The organism is Paraburkholderia sp. UCT2 (assembly GCF_014397665.1).
Lineage (GTDB): Bacteria > Pseudomonadota > Gammaproteobacteria > Burkholderiales > Burkholderiaceae > Paraburkholderia > Paraburkholderia tuberum.
In genome coordinates this window covers 1-17,606 of record NZ_VZQO01000006.1, presented here as the reverse complement: position 1 = coordinate 17,606, position 17,606 = coordinate 1, and the positions used below count along the sequence as shown (strand labels likewise).

General features: G+C 61.1%; 16 protein-coding genes, 1 tRNA gene and 1 pseudogene. 10 read left to right on the top strand and 8 right to left on the bottom strand.

Going from position 1 to position 17,606, the window contains the following annotated elements; genetic code table 11:
* Positions 1-22: 22 nt before the first annotated feature.
* The gene (locus tag F6X39_RS06835; protein WP_187616056.1) at positions 23-535 is read left to right on the top strand and encodes a DUF2231 domain-containing protein; all 513 of its coding nucleotides are present in this window, start codon (positions 23-25) and stop codon (positions 533-535) included.
* Here the strand turns inward: F6X39_RS06835 and F6X39_RS06830 are convergent.
* The 4 genes from F6X39_RS06830 to F6X39_RS06815 all read right to left on the bottom strand — a co-directional run bounded on the left by F6X39_RS06830 (position 499) and on the right by F6X39_RS06815 (position 3,225).
* A complete protein-coding gene (locus tag F6X39_RS06830) occupies positions 499-1,011 on the bottom strand; it encodes a CopD family protein (protein ID WP_184040088.1) in 513 nt (170 codons plus the stop codon). The two genes, F6X39_RS06835 and F6X39_RS06830, sit on opposite strands and share 37 nt — an antisense overlap.
* Positions 1,008-1,733, bottom strand: a complete 726-nt coding sequence (locus F6X39_RS06825) for a cytochrome c oxidase assembly protein (protein WP_262413544.1) — start codon at positions 1,731-1,733, stop codon at positions 1,008-1,010. Before F6X39_RS06825 ends, F6X39_RS06830 begins: the two co-directional genes overlap by 4 nt.
* 589 nt (positions 1,734-2,322) lie before the next feature.
* Positions 2,323-2,955 (bottom strand): glutathione transferase, encoded by a 633-nt coding sequence (yfcF, locus tag F6X39_RS06820; RefSeq protein WP_187616055.1) that lies wholly within the window; start codon positions 2,953-2,955, stop codon positions 2,323-2,325.
* A gap of 72 nt (positions 2,956-3,027) precedes the next feature.
* A complete protein-coding gene (locus tag F6X39_RS06815) occupies positions 3,028-3,225 on the bottom strand; it encodes a hypothetical protein (protein ID WP_162634082.1) in 198 nt (65 codons plus the stop codon).
* Positions 3,226-3,490: 265 nt separating this feature from the next.
* Between F6X39_RS06815 and F6X39_RS06810 the strand changes: the two genes are divergently transcribed.
* Positions 3,491-3,575: transfer RNA gene (locus F6X39_RS06810), tRNA-Leu, on the top strand.
* A gap of 92 nt (positions 3,576-3,667) precedes the next feature.
* Here F6X39_RS06810 and F6X39_RS06805 read toward each other — a convergent pair.
* The 4 genes and pseudogenes from F6X39_RS06805 to F6X39_RS06790 form a co-directional block, all read right to left on the bottom strand.
* Positions 3,668-4,687, bottom strand: coding sequence for a D-cysteine desulfhydrase family protein (locus F6X39_RS06805; RefSeq protein ID WP_187616054.1), 1,020 nt, complete (start codon positions 4,685-4,687; stop codon positions 3,668-3,670).
* A 78-nt stretch (positions 4,688-4,765) separates the two neighbouring features.
* On the bottom strand, positions 4,766-5,962 hold the full coding sequence (locus tag F6X39_RS06800; protein ID WP_187616053.1) for an aminotransferase class V-fold PLP-dependent enzyme: 1,197 nt from the start codon (positions 5,960-5,962) through the stop codon (positions 4,766-4,768).
* A 27-nt stretch (positions 5,963-5,989) separates the two neighbouring features.
* Positions 5,990-6,247: pseudogene (locus tag F6X39_RS06795) on the bottom strand (RidA family protein); the annotation flags it as partial.
* A 15-nt stretch (positions 6,248-6,262) separates the two neighbouring features.
* A complete protein-coding gene (locus F6X39_RS06790) occupies positions 6,263-7,558 on the bottom strand; it encodes an L-fuconate dehydratase (protein WP_187616052.1) in 1,296 nt (431 codons plus the stop codon).
* A 191-nt stretch (positions 7,559-7,749) separates the two neighbouring features.
* Between F6X39_RS06790 and F6X39_RS06785 the strand changes: the two genes are divergently transcribed.
* From F6X39_RS06785 to F6X39_RS06750, 8 genes are all read left to right on the top strand, one after another.
* Positions 7,750-8,511: a GntR family transcriptional regulator gene (locus F6X39_RS06785; protein ID WP_187616051.1), complete on the top strand. Its 762-nt coding sequence runs from the start codon at positions 7,750-7,752 to the stop codon at positions 8,509-8,511.
* A gap of 91 nt (positions 8,512-8,602) precedes the next feature.
* Positions 8,603-10,120 carry a sugar ABC transporter ATP-binding protein gene (locus tag F6X39_RS06780; RefSeq protein WP_187616050.1) on the top strand — a complete coding sequence of 506 codons (1,518 nt, stop codon included), beginning with the start codon at positions 8,603-8,605 and terminating at the stop codon, positions 10,118-10,120.
* 13 nt (positions 10,121-10,133) lie between these two features.
* On the top strand, positions 10,134-11,162 hold the full coding sequence (locus F6X39_RS06775; RefSeq protein ID WP_187616049.1) for an ABC transporter permease: 1,029 nt from the start codon (positions 10,134-10,136) through the stop codon (positions 11,160-11,162).
* Positions 11,163-11,281: 119 nt separating this feature from the next.
* A complete protein-coding gene (locus tag F6X39_RS06770) occupies positions 11,282-12,223 on the top strand; it encodes an ABC transporter substrate-binding protein (protein WP_187616048.1) in 942 nt (313 codons plus the stop codon).
* Positions 12,224-12,553: 330 nt separating this feature from the next.
* Positions 12,554-14,503, top strand: coding sequence for a putative bifunctional diguanylate cyclase/phosphodiesterase (locus tag F6X39_RS06765; RefSeq protein WP_187616047.1), 1,950 nt, complete (start codon positions 12,554-12,556; stop codon positions 14,501-14,503).
* Between the two features lie 29 nt (positions 14,504-14,532).
* The gene (locus tag F6X39_RS06760) at positions 14,533-14,955 is read left to right on the top strand and encodes a hypothetical protein (RefSeq protein WP_187616046.1); all 423 of its coding nucleotides are present in this window, start codon (positions 14,533-14,535) and stop codon (positions 14,953-14,955) included.
* Between the two features lie 115 nt (positions 14,956-15,070).
* Entirely contained in the window at positions 15,071-15,295 is a 225-nt protein-coding gene (locus tag F6X39_RS06755) for a hypothetical protein (protein WP_090807650.1), read from the top strand.
* Between the two features lie 231 nt (positions 15,296-15,526).
* Positions 15,527-17,233, top strand: coding sequence for a fibronectin type III domain-containing protein (locus F6X39_RS06750; RefSeq protein ID WP_187616045.1), 1,707 nt, complete (start codon positions 15,527-15,529; stop codon positions 17,231-17,233).
* Positions 17,234-17,606 lie beyond the last annotated feature (373 nt).

Here is a 17,606-nt window from a genome sequence, read left to right as displayed (position 1 = left end):
TTCGATGCGAGGACACACCATCATGGCAAACAAAGGCAATGCTGGAAACGAGACGCGAAGCGAAGTGATGCTCGAGCTGTTGCGGCTCGACAAGGGGTCGGTGGTGGCGCTCGTCGGTCATCCGATTCACGTGATGATGGTGCATTTCCCGATCGCGTTCGTCGTCGCGACGTTGGGCGTCGACGTAATCTACTGGTGGACGGGCGACCCGTTCTGGATTCGCGTCGGCTTGTGGGCCGCCGGCTTCGCGTTCTGGAGCGGCGTGGCTGCGAGCGTGGTCGGTACCGCCGAGCTGCTGCTGGTGCGCGGTATCCGCCTGAAGGAAGCGAGCTGGTCGCATGCGGTCGCCGCGATGACGCTCGTCGCGCTCGCGGGTGCGAACTGGGGCGTGCGCCTTTATTACCCCGATGAGATCCTGCCGCATGGGCTCGTGCTGTCGGCGCTCAGCTCGGTGATGACGGGCTTCGCCGGCTGGCATGGGGGCAAGCTCGTGTTCGATCATGGCGTCGGAATTCTCGTTTCGCCGAAGGAGTGATGCAGCCAGCGGCCAAGTCCACCGGGCTCGAACAGATGCGGGGCCAGTAGGTTCGAGTCGATGTGAGGCTTGGCCAGCACGATCCAGATGATCGCGACGATCACGATCAGATAAGCGATGGTCAGCGCGATCGCCGAGGCACGGCTGAACCTGCCGTCGGGCAGATACAGATCGTGCAGTACGAGGCCGGCCAGCACATGCAGCATCGCCATGATGCCGACGAACACCATCTTCGCGGTGAACCATTCGACGAAGGTGGCCTGCAGAAAAATCAGCGCGGTGCCGCTCGCAATCGCGACGAAAGCGGCGGGCGAGGTCAACTCCACGAACACGAGACGCGTGATGCGGTGCAGCCGGTCGAGTTCGGTGCCCGCCGCGAGCCCGCGGCGCTGCCAGAACAGATACGGCAGCACGATCAAACCGCCCGACCAGACGGCGATCGCGGCCAGATGAATGAACTTCAGCAGGGTCGTCACAGCGCGGGCTCTCTGACGCGCAGGCTTGACCAGACGAGCGAAAGTCCTGCCGCGAGATAAGGGATCATCGCCAGTACCCACATCAACAGTCCGGCGAGTTGCTGGTCGGCGAGCGGGGTGAGCCCCCACGCGGCGGTGGTCGCGAAGTGCGCGACGTAGAGCGGCACCGGCGCGAACACGATCAACGCGCCGAGCAATCCCATATGGCCGATCGTCGCGACGAGCGCCATCAGCGCGGGGCCGGTCGGCAGCGACGGCGAGAAGATGCTGCGCCACATGAGCCATGCACTGCCAAGCAAAGTAATTTGCATCAGCCAGTAGCCGGGTACGGTCGACAGTCCCCATGCATACGGCCCCGGCGCATGCCACAGCCAGATGATCACTGCATGCGCGGCGACCACCGGCACGAGCGGCGGATGCGCGAGGCGCGGCAGCGGAAACGCGAGGGCAAGCAGGGGGGCGACGGCAGCGATCAGAATGATGTGATGGGTGACGCGCGCGGAGAACAATGCCGAGGACAACGCGCAGAGCGGCGACACGAACACGAGGGCCATCAATGCGACGGCGCCCCATGCCGCCCGTGCATTCGCCGAGCGGTTGCTGGCCACGAACCATGCGAGCGCCGCGAGCGCGACGAGCAATGGCGGATCCGTATTCCAGCGCAGCCACAAGCTTTCAGGAACAGCCGCGGGACCACAGTAGGCGACAGGAAAATATGGCATGGGCGATGTCTTCAACGAGTCCAGGTGCTTCTTTAGTACACGCAAGAAAACGCGTGACAGATAACGCCTTCGAATTGTCGGGACGGCTCACGATCCAACTGATCGCTCATGTACTCTAGCGCAAATAAACTGTTTTAGGGACGGCTATCTGAATCCTGTAAGTTTTTGCGTGACAGAATGTTTTCAATTTGTCACTCGAGGCATTTGCCGGCGGAATAAAGGCCGGTGTAATGGCGACGGTAAGACTGCAATGGTGCGGCGCAATACTTCAGGCTTACCTGCCCGGCGTACTATGACGAAATCATGTGACGGAGGCCCGCCATGTTTCATGATCCCATCCGAATTCCCGCAATGATCGAATTGACATTGCTTGCGATCGTGCTGATCGTTGTCAGCATCGTACGCGCGAGGCGGCAAAGGAAGCGGGCGCGGAATCGGGCCATGGCGGAGCAGCGAAGCTCTGATAAAACGCGAATGTAATATTCGCGTTTACTGCATCTTTTAATACTTTCGTATTCAGCTATTTTTGCTGGTCTTTGTCACTTCTATCGATGACTTTTCGGCGTGGCGGCAGCCACGCTGGTCGACTTTATAGCGGTGGACGCTCCAGTTGGACCCACTGCTGCACGCTGGCGCGCTGCCATTGTTGCGTGGCGTACTCCTTGAGCTTGTGCGGAACGGGATCGCCATTCAGCACGAGGCGATTGAGCATCAATGCGAGGTCCGTATCGGCGATGCACCACTCGCCGAACAGATTTGGCGAATTGGCCGTAAGCAATGCATCGGCGGCGGCGAAGAGTTTTTGTGCCGCTTCTTGTGCGCTGGCGGAAAGCGGGCCGCCGCGCGATCCGTAGAAAATGACTTCGGTGGAGCGCTCCTGGCGAACCGGCAGCAGATCGCTGCGCAGCCAGGCCTGCAGCTGGCGCGCTCGCGCGCGCAGACGCCGATCTTGAGGATAGACCGGGGTGTCCGGGAAAGTCTCTTCGAGGTACTCGGTGATCGCCGACGACTCGGATAACGCAAAGTCTTCGTGTATCAGGGTCGGCACGCGCCGCGTCAATGAGCGGGCCGCATAGTCGGTGGCGTGATTCGCCTTGTTCGCGAGATCGACGGTCGAAAGGTCGAACGGCAAGCGCTTCTCGCGAAGCGTCACGAAGACGGACATCGCGTAGGGGCTAGCGAATTGGGCGTCGGTGTAGAGGTGGAAGGGCGGGTGTGCCACAGGGGTCCGTTTTCGTTAGTCATCGATGTCGAACTTCGAATACTAGCTGCTCGTCGCGCGCCGTGCAGCCTTTCACCAGTGCGGATTGGCCATCTCGCAGGCGAGCAGGCAGCCTAACGCCGACACGGTGCCGACCGCGCCGAGACCAAATCCTACGGCAAGGTTCTCCGCCGTCGTTGCGCAACCCTGCAGCAGCGTTATCGACGTCAGCAGCGACGCGAGAAAAAGACGATACCGAAGTCGCGAAGAAGATGTGCGTCGTGGTGACATGATATGTTCGGCGTGAAGGGCGCTCTTTCAGCGCATCAGCGTACGAGCATAGCGGTCCGCCATTTGTCGCATTCACCCGAGTAGCGGGCGACAAGCGTCAGACCTTACGAGCTCTTGCGAGGCGCCGGGCCGCGCTCGAATCGGTCGCCGGGCAGCGATACGGGGAGAACGCCTCGTCGGTTTTTCGACCGGTATTGCAACTGCAGGACAAAATCACGCAAGGGGCTTCAAAAAAATAATCAGGCTGATACAATGGCGCCCCTCTGCCCAGGTGGCGAAATTGGTAGACGCACTATCTTGAGGGGGTAGCGCCGAAAGGCGTGTGGGTTCAAATCCCGCCCTGGGCACCATTTCGAATCGTCGATTCGAATCTTCAAGCGCTTCGCGCTTTCTTCAGACAACGGCGGCCGTATCAGACCATCGCGTTGTCCCGCTTCTGCGCTCAGAACTCGTTCCGATAGGCAAATAGCCCCGGAACACCGCCGCTCATCACGAATAGAATTTTCTGTCCGGCACTGTACTTCCCGTTGCTCACGTTTTCCACAAGACCCGCAAATGCTTTGCCGCTATACACGGGATCGAGCAACAGACCTTCCGTCGATGCCATCAGCCGAACAGCCGCGCGCATGTTATCGGTTGGAATGCCATAGCCGGGTCCGAGCTGCGCTTCGTCGATCGAGATGGCGTCATCACTCACGCTTAGGTCTGGATCGATCAGCCGGACCGTCTGATTCGCCTTATCCAAAGTAACCGTGCGCGCGTGGCCAGCATCCCCATACACCGTGAATGCGGCAACACGCGACGGATCCAGGCCCAGTGCAACAAAACCCGCGAGCAGCCCCGCATGCATGCCGCCGCTTCCATTCGGCACCACGATGCGATCGAAGGCCACGTTTTGCGCTTGCGATTGCGCGACGATTTCAGCTGCGCAGTCCGCGTAGCCGAGACAACCGACCGGGCTCGAACCGCCCAACGGACACACATAGACGTTACGGCCCTGCGCGCGCAACTCGTTCGCGCGTTCCTCGGCGAATTGCAATGCGTTGGCCGTGCCGGGAAGATCATGCACGCGCGCATCGAATAGCGCATCGAGCAACACGTTGCCGTTCTCCATGTAGTCGTGGTCGAAACGTGGCACGGTTCTCGTCAGCACCAGCTCGCATCGAAGTCCGACGCGAGCCGCCGCGGCCGCCGTGAGGCGCGCATGATTCGATTGCCGCGCGCCGACGGTAACGATGGTGTCCGCGCCGCGCGCGAGCGCTTCGCCAATCAGGAATTCGAGCTTGCGCAACTTGTTGCCGCCGCCACCTAGTCCCGTCAGATCTTCTCTTTTGACGTAGATGTCCGCCCCGCCGAGGCGAGCGCTCAGACGCGCAAGGTGCTGAATTGGCGTCGGGCCTTCGAGAAGGGCATGGCGCGGAAACTTTGATAAATCGAGGTGGTGCGATGAGGCGGAGTTCATGGTCGTGTGCGGGCGATTGAGTTGAAAGAGAGGTTTCAATTCATTTGACTGACGCAAAGTTCTCTTTGACTCGAGTGCTCAATGCGTCAACGTCCGTATCCCAGCCAGTAATTTATCAACTTCGGCGTCGGTGGTCAGATAGCTGACCGATGCACGCGCGATCTGCGTCAGCCCTCTGCTGTTCATATCGAACGGCGTGTACGCGACGCCATTCGAGCCGATCGTGATGCCCTGTGCCGCCAACGCGCGTCGCACCGACGTGGCATCGAGTCCGGCTACATTGAACGACACCAGACCGGATCGTTCGACACCCTGGTCGAGCACCCACACGCCCTCCATCGCGGCCAACCGCTCGCGCAATGTCTGCGCGGTCCGATCGATCTGCGCGCGGATGTTGTCGATGCCGATTTCCAGCGCTTCGTCCAATGCATTCGCCAATCCGCAATGCAGTGCAAGCGACGCTTCCGATGATTCGAAACGCACGGCATCGTCGCGCAGTACAGGGTCGCCATTGGCGTCGAGCGGCGCGGAATATGTGTCGACGAAGGCCGGCGTCAAACGGGGCAAAAAATCCCGCCGGACGTATAGCAGCCCGGTGCCGCGCGGTCCACGCAGTGCCTTGCGGCCCGCGCCGGCCAGCACATCGCAGCCGACTTCGACGACGTCGATCGGAAGCTGTCCGACGGCCTGCGCCGCATCGATGAAATACGGAATGCCGTGACGGCGTGCTATCTGCCCAATCGCGGCGGCCGGATTGATCAGTCCGCCATTGGCCGGCAGCCACGTCAGCGCAATCAGTCGGACCCGGTCGTCGAGCATCGCTTCGAGCGCGCGAGGATCGACCCTGCCGCTCTCATCGGAAGGAATCGTCTCTATCGATGCGCCCGCGCGCTGCGCCAGAAGACGCATCGTCGCGAGATTGCCGCCCCATTCGTGCCGCGCAACGAGGATGCGTTGCCCCTCGCGCCACGGACCCAATGCCGCGAAAGCAGCGCCCCAGCCCGGCGAGTTGCCCGTCGTCAACGCGATCTCGGCGGGCTGAGCGTTCAGCAGTCGCGCGGCGAGCGTGCGCGCCCGTTCGGTCTGTTCGCGGGCAGCCGCGCCCGCTTCCATGGGTCCCATCGAGGCTTCGCGCAACAGATGCGCGTGAATCGCTTCGAGCGTGGCGGCCGACGGCAGCGACGCGCCCGCATGATTGAAGTGCGTGGTACTGCGCACACCGGGTGTGCGGGCACGCATTGCGTCGATGACAGCGGGCGACAGCGGAGAAGACATTGGCGGCTCCGAGTGTATGAGTTGAATTCAGACGTTCTTCAAGGCGACAACCGCTTCGACTTCGACGGCGGCCCCTGCCGGCAGCGACGCAACACCCACCGCGCTGCGCGCGTGACGGCCGGCGTCACCGAAGATCTGCACGATCACGTCCGACGCGCCATTGGCAACCGTGCTTTGAGCACTGAATGCCGGCGTGCTCGCGATGAACACGTTCAGGCGCACGATGCGTACCACGCGCTCGAGCCGGTCGCCCGTCGCCGTGACGATCTGCGCGACGACACCAACCCTTACCCTCCAGCATCATTCCTGCCACGCTTCTCCTTCCGGATACCAGTACCTGTCCAGCGTCCCTTCGAGCATCTCGATGCTATACCCGGCCCTTTGCGGCGGCATATAGTGCCCGTTGCGGATCACCACGGGATCCACGAAATGCTCGTGCAAATGATCGACGTATTCGAGCACGCGATTCTCGAGCGAAGCCGACACGCAGATATAGTCGAACAGCGAAATATGCTGCACGTACTCGCACAAGCCGACACCACCCGCATGCGGGCACACCGGCACACCGAACTTCGCGGCCATCAGCAGTACGACGATCACTTCGTTGAGTCCGCCGAGCCGGCAACTGTCGATCTGGCAGAAGTCGATGGCTTGCGCCTGCAGCAGTTGCTTGAACATCACGCGATTGTGGCAATGCTCGCCGGTTGCGACGCCAATCGAACCGAGCCGCCGGCGAATCGCCGCATGACCGAGGATGTCGTCGGGACTCGTGGGCTCCTCGATCCACCACGGGTCGAACTCGGCGAGACGGCGCATGTTCGCGATCGCCTCATCGACGTCCCACACCTGGTTCGCGTCCATCATCAGCTTCCGGTTCTCGCCGATCTCTTCGCGCAGAATGCGCGCGCGCCGTACGTCTTCCTGCAGATCGCCGCCGACCTTCTGCTTGAAATGCGTCCATCCCTGCGCGACGCCTTCGCGCGCGAGACGGCGAATCTTGTCGTCGTCGTAACCGAGCCAGCCCGCCGATGTCGTATAGGCCGGATAGCCGTGCGCGAGCATTTCCTTTTCACGCTCGCCTTTGGTCTTCGCATGACGATGCAGCATCGCGAGTGCTTCGTGCGGCGTGATTGCATCAGTCACGTAGCGAAAGTCGAGGCAGCGCACGAGTTCTTCCGGGCTCATGTCGACCAGCAGCTTCCAGACCGGCTTGCCGACGGATTTCGCCCACAGGTCCCACACCGCGTTGACGACCGCCGCGGTGGCAAGATGAATCGCACCTTTGTCCGGGCCAATCCAGCGCAGTTGGCTATCCGAAGTAAATGCGCGCCAGAAAGCGCCCATATTCGCGGCGATATCTTCGAGCTTCTTGCCGACGATCAACGGCGTGAGTGCATTCACGGCGGTCACGCAGATTTCATTGCCGCGGCCAATCGTGAACGTGAGGCCGTGGCCGGTGAGATTCGGCGTGTCGGTTTCGAGCGTGACGTAAGTGGCGGAGTAGTCCGGCGCGGCATTCATCGCGTCGGAGCCGTCCAGCGAACGTGAGGTGGGGAACCGGATGTCCCGAACGGACAGCCTTGTGATCGTTGTCATCTGCGCACCCTCCGGGGCTGTGGCTATCGGCTTGTCGTCTGCGGACGCAGACGGATCGGTTTCTTGCGCACGTTCTCTGTGTGCGCGTTCCTGCTGCGCATACGGGTAAGCCCGGAGTTGCCAGATACCAAGCATCCCCAAGTATTTCCAGGCATTTGTACGCGTTGACAACACGGCATTCACTTTCTAGCATGCTAGCATGTCTTCTCGAAATCAAGGCCTTCGTGAATTCCTCGACCGAACTTGAGAATGCCGCCGGGGACCCGTATGTCGCACTGCAAAAAGTCGGCGGCGGCGAGCGCGGCAGCTTGACCGACGCGGTCGAGGCGGCGTTGCGAGAAGCGATTGTTACGTTGGCGTTGGAACCCGGCATGATGATCGACAAGATGGCCGTGTGCGAACGGATGGGCGTGTCGCGCTTTCCGGTGTCATCCGCATTGGCGAGGCTTGCGCATGCAGGTCTCGTCGAGGTTTTGCCGCAACGCGGCACGCGCGTCAAACCGATCGCGCTCGACGACATCCGCCAGCATCTGTTCATCCGCAGCGCACTGGAAGTCGAGACGGTGCGTGGGGTCGCGCTGATGCACGACACGGCGACGCTCGACGCATTGGCAAGCAATCTCGATCAGCAGCGCAGTCTGGCTGGAAGTGGCGAACGTCTGGCGTTTCACGCGCTCGATCTGGCTTTCCATGAAATCCTGCTCGACGCGGTGAAGCTGCCGCGTGTGAAGGAGATCGTCGCGGTGTCGCGCAATGCGCTGGACCGCGCGAGACAATTGCTCGCGAGTCCAGAACGGCTCATGGATACGCTGGAAGAGCACGAAAGCATCTTCAAGGCCCTTTGCGCCGGCGACGACGATGCGGCCGCGAAAGCGATGCACGATCATCTCGACCAGGTCGTCGCCGAATTGCACCGGTCCGCAAAAGAGCGGCCCGACCTGTTCGCGCCTTGAATGAAAGCTGGAATGAAAGCCGTTGTTCAAGCCGTAAAAAGCTCCACCGTAAAAACGTTGGTGATATAGGCAGCCGTCGACAGATCAGCACATGAACCCACTCATTTCCGTCAGCAATCTTTGCAAGAGCTTTCCGGGCGTAAGAGCGCTTCATAACGTCCGGTTCGAACTCATGGCCGGCGAGGTCCATGCGCTGATGGGCGAGAACGGCGCGGGCAAGTCGACGCTGATGAAAATTCTCGCCGGCGTCTATACGCGCGATTCCGGCGAAATTCTCTTCGACGGCAAACCCGTCGATTTTCAAGGTCCGCGCGACGCGCAAGCTGTCGGCATCGGCATCATTCATCAGGAACTGCAACTGATGAATCATCTGAGCATCGCGCAGAACATCTTTATCGGCCGTGAGCCGCGCAAGGGTCTTGGCCTCTTTCTCGATGAAGACAAACTGAATGCACAGGCAAGCGAGATCCTCGCCCGCATGCACGTGAAGCTCGATCCGCACACGATGGTCGGCACGTTGACCGTCGCGAGTCAGCAGATGGTCGAGATCGCGAAAGCACTGTCTTTCGATTCGCGCGTGCTGATCATGGACGAACCCACGTCCGCGCTCAACGATGCCGAGATCGCCGAGCTGTTCCGGATCATCCGTCAATTGAGAGAGCGCGGCGTCGGGGTCGTCTATATCTCGCACAAGATGGACGAGTTGAAGCAGATCACCGATCGCGTGACCGTGATGCGCGACGGTGAGTATGTGGCCACCGTGCCGACCGAGGGCACCGGCGTCGAGACGATCATCGGCATGATGGTCGGACGCACGCTGGGCGACGTGACGCCGGTCGAGAGCGCGCCGGTGAAAGGCGAACTCGCGCTCGAAGTGAGAAATCTCGTCGCAGGTCCGCTCGTGCGCGACGTCAGTTTCGAATTGCGCAAGGGCGAAATACTCGGTTTCGCAGGCTTGATGGGCGCGGGCCGCACGGAGGTCGCGCGCGCGGTGTTCGGCGCCGATCCGGTCGAATCGGGGGAGATACTCGTGAAAGGCGTGAAGGCGTCGATCAAGAGGCCCAGTGATGCGGTCAAGCGCGGCATCGGCTACCTGTCCGAAGATCGCAAGCGCTTCGGCCTCGCTACGGGAATGGACGTCGAATCGAACATCGTGATGGCCGATCTCGGCAAGTTCCTGTCAATCAATATGTTTCTGCGTCGCGGGCAGATTCGCAAAAGAGCGCAGCACTTCATCAAGCTGCTTGCGATTCGCACGCCTTCGGCGACGCAGCAGGTGCGGCTCCTGTCGGGCGGCAATCAACAGAAGATCGTGATCGCGAAATGGCTCGAGCGCGATTGCGACGTACTGTTCTTCGATGAACCGACGCGCGGCATCGACGTCGGCGCGAAAAGCGAAATCTACAAGCTGCTGCGCTCGCTGGCGGCGCAAGGCAAGGCGATCGTGATGATCTCCTCCGAGCTGCCGGAAGTTCTGCGCATGAGCGACCGCATCGTCGTGATGTGCGAAGGCCGCATTACCGGCGAGCTGTCCGCCAGCGAAGCGACGCAGGAGCGCATCATGCATCTCGCGACGCTGCGCGAAACCCAGAAAACGGTACAAGCCTGAAGAGGTCTACGACATGACATTGCGAACGAATGCCGCGGCGCTGGACGACGAAAGGCGCACTTCCGGGCTGAAAGCGCGAATTTTCGCGCCGACCGCCGTGCAAAAGATGCTCGCGTTCGCGAGCCTCATCCTGCTGCTGGTGTTCTTCAGCTTCGCGTCGCCGTCCTTCATGCAGATGGACAACATCCTCGGCATTTTTCAGGCGACAGCGGTGAACGGCGTGCTGGCGATCGCCGCCACGTTCGTGATCATTACGGGCGGCATCGATCTGTCGGTCGGTACGTTGATGACATTTACCGCCGTGATTTGCGGAGTGTTTCTCACGTATTGGCATCTGCCGATGTGGATGGGCGTGCTCGCGGCACTCGCGACGGGCGCGGTATGCGGCACGGTATCGGGCACGCTGACCGCCAAAATGAAGATCCCGCCATTCATCGCGACGCTCGGCATGATGATGCTGCTCAAAGGTCTTTCACTCGTCGTGTCGGCGGACAAGCCGATCTATTTCACCGATACCGAGAACTTCTACCGTATTTCCCAGGATTCGCTGATCGGCTATTTCCTGCCGAGCATGCCGATTCCGAATGCGGTACTGATCCTGTTCGTTCTCGCGATCGTCAGCTCTATTACGCTCAATCGCACCGCGCTCGGCCGCTATACGTTCGCACTCGGCAGCAATGAGGAAGCGGTGCGGCTCTCGGGCGTCAATGTCGATCGCTGGAAGATCGCGATTTACGGCGTGGGCGGCGCGATCTGCGGCATCGCGGGTCTGCTGATCGCGTCGCGGCTCAATTCGGCGCAGCCGGCGCTCGGTCAAGGCTACGAGCTCGATGCGATCGCGGCGGTCGTGATCGGCGGCACGTCGTTGAGCGGCGGTTCGGGAACGATACTCGGCACCATCATCGGCGCTTTCATCATGAGCGTGCTGACCAACGGACTGCGCATCATGTCGGTCGCGCAGGAGTGGCAGATCGTCGTGACGGGTTTGATCATCATTCTGGCGGTGTATGCGGACATCCTGCGGCGCAGCCGGAGAAGTTGACGCAGGAGCAAGGCAGCAGCAAATAAGCAGGGAACGCAGGAGCAGGAGAGAGAGGGCACGTGAAGGCTCCCTCGAAAGCTCGATAGCGGCTTGATAGCCCAACCATTGGAGGAGGCCCCATGTTGAAGAGAAGACTAATCGGTATCGTGGTCGGTGTCGGTGCGCTCGTCGGCGGAAGTAGTCTCGCGTATGCGGACGAGCCGTATATTCCGCTTATTTCGAAAGGATTCCAGCATCAGTTCTGGCAAGCCGTCAAATCGGGCGCCGAGCAGTCCGCGAAAGCGAACAACGTCAGGATCACGTTCGAGGGACCGGAAACGGAAGCGATGGTCGATAAGCAGATCGACATGCTGTCGGCCGCGCTCGCGAAGAAGCCGCAGGCGCTCGGCATCGCGGCGCTCGACAGTAAGGCGGCCATCCCCTTGCTCAAACGCGCCCAGAACGACAAGATTCCGGTGATTGCATTCGACTCGGGCGTCGACAGCGATATTCCGTTGACGACCTGCTCGACGGACAACGTCGCCGCCGCCGCGCTCGCCGCCGACAAGATGGCCGCGCTGATCGGCAATTCCGGCGAAGTCGGCGTGATCGTGCACGACCAGACGAGCCGCACCGGTGTCGATCGCCGCGACGGTTTCGTCAATCAGATCAAGTCGAAGCATCCGAACATCAAGATCGTGTCCGTGCAATACGGCGCCGGCGATCACCTGAAGTCCGCGGAAATCGCCAAGACCATGATCCAGGCGAATCCGAACCTGAAGGGTATCTTCGGTGCAAACGAAGGTTCCGCGGAAGGCGCGGCGATCGGCGTCAAGGAATCGGGCAAGAAACTCGTGCTGATCGGCTTCGACTCCGGCAAGGAGCAGAAGGAGAACATCATGTCGGGCTTGATGGCCGGCGCGATTACGCAGAATCCGGTCGGTATCGGCAAATGCACGGTCGACTCGGCGGTCAAGGCGCTGCACGGCGAGAAGCTGCCGAAGAAGATCGACACCGGTTTCTACTGGTACGACAAGACCAACATCAACGATCCGAAGATCGCAGCCGTGCTGTACGACTAAGCGAGGCCGGCGATCGCGACTCGGGAAGCCGAGGCTGCGACAATCATCAAAGAGGGAGAGCCACGATCTTCCTCTTTTTTATTGCCGTTCCGCAACTTCGGAATCGCGCTATATCGAGCGGTCCGTTGCGCCGCAACAACATGTAATCCGAACGCTCGTACTCCGTCGAGCAAGTCGTGATTCGCGCTCATGCAGGGCTTTTGATCCACGGCTGCCGGTCATTTCACGCCATTGCATGCATTAATCTGATACTTTATGTTGATGTAATCGCTGCACGAGCCGTCCATTCGCATGCCGATTCGGACCCACCCACCGTCGAATGCGCAGGTCATGGCTTTTACCGAACCAAGGTCTCCATTTTCCAGGTGGGTCGTGTCCTCGGCCCAGAACCTGAGTCCGGACAACCGGCAGATTCTGCTTGCCAACCTGTTCACGCGAACCGCATCGATCGTTTTCGCGTCGATTTGCGAAATCAGCGTTTGCGCAACCGCGTATTATCTTTATCCGATTCCTCTATATGCCGCGTGGGGCATTGCGGTCGTCGCATTGCTGATCGCGCGGCTCACGCTGATCTGGTTATGCCGCACGCGGGCCGCCCTTGGGCTGCCCACGCCGACTTCCGCGTTTATTTTCGCGAGTCTGTTGTGGAGCGCGTTATTCGGGTTTGGCACATTCCTGTGCAATATCAGCGGAAGTCCCGCGCTTTTTCTGCTTGGAAACGTTTGTGCGGTCGGTGTGATCGGCGGATTGGCCGGACGCAATGCGGGCACGCCGCGGCTTGCGTTATTGCAGATCGTTTTTATTCTCGGCTTTCTGAGTGTCGGCGCGGCGATGTCGCCGGGCAATGGCAAGCTCGTGCTGCTATTTCAGGCTCCGTTTTGCGCGGCCGGCTTCTTCACGGTCGCGCTGCGCAGTAATCGCGACACCGTTGCGTTGCTGCTCGCGCGGGAAAACAGTCATCGCCTCGCGCGCCAGGATAGCCTGACCGGTTTGCCGAATCGCGCGCGTATCAACGAGCTGCTGATCGAACGCACCGGCGAGAGTTCGACGCGGCAGGGCGAGGCGTTCGCGGTGCTGCTGATCGACCTCGACGGTTTCAAGGCGATCAACGACAGTCTCGGTCATGCCGCCGGCGACCAGATTCTGCAGGAAGCGGCATCCCGTTTGCGCGATCTGCTGCCGAGCGGCGACCACGTTGGCCGCCTGGCGGGCGACGAGTTCGTCGCGATTTCGGACGACGCCGGGCAGCTTCGCGACGTGCGCGTGCTGGCCGATCGCATCGTCAGAACGCTGGCGCGGCCGTTCGTGTTGAGCGAAGCGCTCGTGCATATTGGCGCGAGCGTCGGCATCGCGCTCTATCCCGAACATGCGAAAACGGGTCCGCAATTGCTGGTCTGCGCGGACCGCGCGTTGTACGGCGTCAAGCGCAGCGGCAAAAGCGCGTTCGCGATTTTCGATGCCGAGAAGCACGTATCCGACGAAAGCCTGAGCCTGCTGCGCAGCGACCTCGAAGGCGCGCTGAAGTCGTTCAATGGTTTGCGCATGGAGTATCAGCCGATCATCGATCTGCATACCGGCGCGGTAGCGGGCCGCGAGGCGCTGATTCGCTGGGCCCATCCGACGCGCGGCGAGTTGTCGCCGTCCGCGTTCATTCCGACCGCCGAGCGCACCGGCCTGATCCTCGCATTGGGTGAATGGGTGCTGCTGCAATCGTGCACGGCGGCGTCGGCGTGGCGCGACAAGGTGATCGTCGCGGTCAATGTATCGCCGGTGCAATTGCGCGAGGAATCGTTCGCATCGACGGTGACGGCAATACTTCGGAAAACGAGGCTGCCGCCGACGCGGCTCAATCTCGAGGTTACGGAAACGGCACTGCTGAACGACGACGAAGTGACTCGCCGCAATATCACCAGATTGCGCGCATTGGGTATCGGGCTGGCGCTCGACGACTTCGGCACCGGCTTTTCGACGATGTCCACGCTCGTGCGCTTCTCGTTCGACAAGCTGAAGATCGACAGTTCGTTCGTCCGCGAGTCCGTGCATCGGCGCGAATCGGCGGCCGTGGTGCGCGGCATCGTCGCGCTGGCGCGCGAGATCGGCATGCCGACCACGGCCGAGGGCATCGAAACCCAGGAGCAGCTCAATTTCGTGCGCGTATGCGGTTGCACGCATGCGCAGGGTTATCTGCTCGGCAAGCCGATGTGCAACGAAGAAATCGAGCAGTGCGAAGCGGTGCTCGACGCGCGTGTCGCCGACAAGGCCGCGCCTGCGGACTTTTGATATCCGTTACCGATGCGATCGAGGTCGTGATGTCGTCTCCCTTGCAATATCAACTGCGAATCACCGCGTCGATGGAACTCGCCAACTCGCTGCGCGCGGACCCTTCGTGCGCCGCGCATCCAGCGCTACGTGCCATTTTGCAAACGCATCACGCAACGCTCAAATGCCAGTTCGATACATTCGCCGACTACGTGAGCGAAGCGCAGAGAATGGACATCGAGAACTACCCGCTTTATCAATGGACACGGCAAACCATCGAGAACCCGGAGAAGAAAGCGAAGTACCTGCAGTCGTTCACGCTCCATGTGAATGGCGACGAAGTCTATGACAAGGACGTCGCCGATGCCCTCGAGGCCGGCTTGTCGAAGCTGATCGACGCGAACGGTATTGTTCGCGTGTCACGGTACGACACGAATCCCGGGAACAATCCGCAGCCGCCCGCGCGCGCGTGAGGCAGCCGCTCAAATTTCAGTCCGAAAGCTTCATGGTCAAGCGGTTTAACATTTGAGGACATGCCGCGAAGTTCGTGAGACGATGCAATTTCACTTATTTTTGTGGGAGTGCGACATGGGACTTCTGGACGAAGTGGGCAAGATTGCCGGTGCGGTTGCCGCCGTTGAAGCCGCGGAGAAAGTCGATCCACAAGCGGGTCTGCTGACCAAAGGCGTGGCCGCTATCGCCGGTTTCGAAGGCGCTGGAAAGCTGGAATCGCTGGTGGAAAAGAAAGAAGAAGAGAAACAGGACGACGCCGACAACGCTCAAGCCGCGGACGATACAAGCTCCCAGACCTGAACGGACGTCAAGCGAATTGCCGGTTGCATGCGCGCGATCGAACCACGCGCTGCACCGGCAATCTGTTTTTATAAACCTTTCGATATCGAACGCTCCTTCCGCTATTCGCCCGATGTTTCATCGGGCTGTCATCGCCGTCCGGCTACGATTGTCCGTCACTTTCCGTCCGCGCTCGCCCCGCGGGGCGTTGTTTTGCGCTGGCATTATTCCACCTGAACAACCATACCGGACATGTCGAACAGAAAAATCGTCAAGACAACGCCTGCCGATGAGCACGGCGCATCGATCGTCTCGCGTCGCGGCTTTCTGAAGTTCGCCGGCGCATCGAGTCTCGCGACGGCGGCGGGCGCGCTCGCATCGACCGCGCGCGGCGCCAATAGCGGCACACCCGATGGCACGCCCGAACAGATCCATCTGACCTGGGGCAGCGACCCGACGAGCGAAATTACCGTGTCGTGGTCGTCGCTCGCGCCCGCGGTCAATCCGCAGGTGCGCATAAGCGGCGCCAATAACGGGGACCACGCGAAACATACGGTGCACGCGGTGCAAAGCACTTACACCGACGGCATCAACGGCGAGGTCGTATTCAACTATCACGCGCGCGTGCGCGAGTTGAAGGCCGACACGAGCTATCAGTACGAAGTGACGACCGATAACGACGGCAACGCAGCGCAACCCTTCACCGCGAGTTTTCGTACTGCGCCGCGCGGCCGCGCGCCGTTTCGCTGGACGAGCTACGGCGATCTCGCGACGCCGAATACGAACTGGGTGCTGTCGTCGCCGCAAAGCCGCTTCGCGGTGGCGGCCGTCGAGCGCTTTCAGCCGCTCTTCCATCTGCTGAACGGTGACCTCTGCTATGCGAATCTGAATCCGACGCAGCAGCCCGAGGTGTGGCGCGACTTCGGCAACAACGCGCAGACGTCGGCGTCGAACCGGCCGTGGATGCCGTGTCCCGGCAATCACGAGCTCGAATTCAACAACGGCGAGCAGGGCCTTGCGTCGTATCTGTCGCGCTACGTGCTGCCCGATAACCACACGCGTTTTCCGGGCCGCTGGTACAGCTTCCGCGTCGGCTCGGTGCTGTTCATTTCGCTCGATGCGGACGACGTCGTCTATCAGGATGCCGCCGCTTTCGTCGCCGGTCCCGCGCCGCTGACGCCGATCGCGAGTACCGGCAATCCGCCGCTTCCGGCGGGCACGTCGCTGTACGTGCGCGGCTATAGCGATGGCGAGCAGACACGCTGGCTCGAAAAAGTGCTGCAGCATGCGTCGCACGATAACGACGTGGACTGGATCATCGTGCAGATGCATCAGGACGCACTCAGCTCGTCGAAGACCGGCAACGGTTCCGACAAGGGCATTCGCGAAGCGTGGCTGCCGCTGTTCGATCGCTATGGCGTGGACCTCGTGCTGTGCGGTCACGATCACGACTACGAGCGCAGCTATCCGGTGCGCGGTTGCAATCACAACAAGGGCACCGACATCGCGACGGGGCACCCGGTCGATACGTTGCAGCCCAAGCCGATCATGTCGGCGGTATCGGCGGGCGCATCGACGTTCGATACGAGCCACGGCACGATCCACCTGATTCTCGGCGGCGGCGGCACGAGCGCGCCGCTCGACGTGTATGGCGTCGATGCTGGCACAGGCCTGCCGCAGGCGCGCATCTTCACGAAGCCGAATCGCCCGGTGCCGTCGACGGCCGCGGGCACGTTCGTGCGCGCGAGCGCCGACGCGGTCGAAGACGCGATCTGGTCCGCCCAACGCGACACCGGCACCGGCTACGGCATCGCGGTGTTCGACTACGATCCGGGGCAGCCGGGCGGCGACACCACGATCACGATGAACTACTACCACGCGCCGGGCGCGGATCAGACGCCGACACCGGAATACGATCTGTTCGAGACGATCGAATTGAAGAAGAAGCGGCGCGGGTAGAAGGATAGATTTGATTCACTGATCGGCATTCAATTTCCAGGGGCCGCTTATCACGAGCGGCCCTTGTTTTTTCACGGTCACCGCAAAAAACAACGCCCCATTCATTTTGTTACACGTCTTACCGCCACGGACTGTCAAGGTTACAAAGCCCTTTCCGAAGCCCCGCTATACTCGGCGCCGTCTCACTAAAACAAAGACCCGATATGTCCAAGAAGATCATCCAGATGGTTGCCGTGGCTGCATTGAGCGCCGCGGCGTCGTTGCCGGCACTCGCCGGTGATATGAACAACATGCTCGGTGGCGCGCTCGGTGGCGTCGCTGGCGCGGCGGTCGGCGGCGCGGTGGGCGGTAGCACCGGCGCGGTGATCGGCGG